The sequence below is a fragment of the Nocardia sp. NPDC002869 genome (assembly GCF_046764065.1).
In the GTDB taxonomy this organism is placed as follows: Bacteria; Actinomycetota; Actinomycetes; order Mycobacteriales; family Mycobacteriaceae; genus Nocardia; species Nocardia rhamnosiphila.
The window spans coordinates 1-1,861 of the sequence record NZ_JBKOOL010000293.1 but is presented as its reverse complement, the minus strand read 5'-3'; the positions used below and the strand labels follow the sequence as shown (position 1 = coordinate 1,861).

Annotated in this window: 1 protein-coding gene; it reads left to right on the top strand. The window is 67.7% G+C overall.

All coding sequences use genetic code 11. The features are described 5' to 3' along the window. The first annotated feature begins 412 nt into the window (after positions 1-412). Entirely contained in the window at positions 413-1,630 is a 1,218-nt protein-coding gene (locus ACLML9_RS28265) for a DUF445 domain-containing protein (protein ID WP_411948351.1), read from the top strand. Positions 1,631-1,861: the final 231 nt, after the last annotated feature.

Here is a 1,861-nt window from a genome sequence, read left to right as displayed (position 1 = left end):
CCGACAGATCTCGGCCAAGACAACACAGTCAGTCTTACGACGGGTCAGGACACCAGCGCTGCGGGGCCACACCCATCCTCACTGTCTTACGAGGCCCTGAAAGGGTCGAGGCCCGTCCCGCCCCTTGGCCGAAGGTGCTCAAAGGTCGCGCTTTATGGACGGTCCACCGCACGTCGCATGCGCGAAGCGCGAGTCTCGAGGCCTGAACGGCGGGACCGAAGGGGCCTTGACCCCGCGGCGCCGAAGGCGCCGCAAATAAACACAGCAGAATGGGAGTATGCAGAAACCGACCGGTAGTAGTGCGGTGCTCGATTCCGCTCCCGGGACGACCGCCCCCGGCGGGCAGGCGGAACCGCCGGGTGTGTTCGCGACCCTCACCGACGACGCGGCCAAACGACGTGACCTGAGGCGGATGAAGGCGGTCGCCACCGGCCTGCTGGCCGTGGCCACGGTGATCTACCTGGTGTGCCGGTGGCTGGAGTCGCGCGGCGGCGCCGGCGACTGGGTCGGGTATGTGCGGGCGGCCTCCGAAGCGGGGATGGTCGGTGCGCTGGCCGACTGGTTCGCGGTGACGGCGCTGTTCCGGCATCCGCTGGGGTTGCCGATCCCGCACACCGCGATCATCCGCCGGAAGAAGGATCAGCTCGGGGCCAGTCTCGGCAATTTCGTGGGCACCAACTTCCTGTCCCCGGAGGTGGTCACCGCGAAGGTGAACTCCGCGCAGATCCCGTGGCGGATCGGGCGCTGGATGGCCGCGCCCGGTAACGCGGCCCGGGTGGCCGACGAGAGTTCGACGATTCTGCGCGCCGTCGTGGGGGTGCTGCGCGACGAGGATGTCGAACAGGTCATCGACAACACCATCGTGAAACGGATCGCCGAACCGCTGTGGGGTCCGCCGATCGGCCGTGTCCTCGCCGAGTTGCTGGCCGACAATCGGCAGCTGCCGCTGCTGGATCTGCTCGCCGAACGCGCCCACCAGTGGGCGCTGGGCAGCCAGGAGACGATCGACCGGATCGTCAACGGCGAGGCGCCGCAGTGGGCGCCGAAATTCGTGAACGTCCTGCTGTCGGAGAAGGTGTACCGGGAGCTGGTCGAGTTCACCTGGAAGGTGCGCTCCACCCCCGACCATGAGGTCCGGCTGGCCGCCAACCGGTTCCTGGAGGATTTCGCCCACGACCTGCAGTACGACGAGACGATGATCGCCAAGGCCGAGCGGATCAAAACCGAGATCATGGGCCGGGAGGAGATCACCGGCCTCGCCGAGGCGACCTGGCGGGCGGCCAAACGCCTGATCCTCGAATCCGCCGACGACCCGAACAGCACCCTGCGCCGCAAGGTCGCCGAAAACGTGCAGCAGCTGGGCGAACGCCTGCGCGACGACACCGACACCCGAGCCAAGGTCGACGGCTGGATCGAGCGCGGCGCCCGCTACCTGGCTGCCAACTACGCCGACGAGATCGCCACCATCGTCAGCGATACGGTCGCCCGCTGGGATGCGGAGGAGGCCAGTAAGAAGATCGAGGTCCAGGTGGGGCGTGACCTGCAGTTCATCCGGATCAACGGCACGGTGGTCGGCAGTCTGGCGGGGTTGGCGATCTACGCGGCCTCGCAGTTGATGTTCGGGGGGTGAGTGTGGTGCCGGGGATGGCGGGCTTGGGGTGAGTGTGGGTGCCGGGGATGGCGAACTTGGGCGAAGACTGACGTGGGCTCGCTCGCGAAGGTGGAGGTGTGGGCTTGCTCGCGAAGGTGCTGTGTTTTTGGCGCCGCCTGCGGCGGCGCGGGGTTGAGGCCCCCTGGTGTCTCGCCGTTTCGGCCTCGAGACTCGAGCCTTCGGCTCATGCGCTTTCGAGGCCGAAACGGC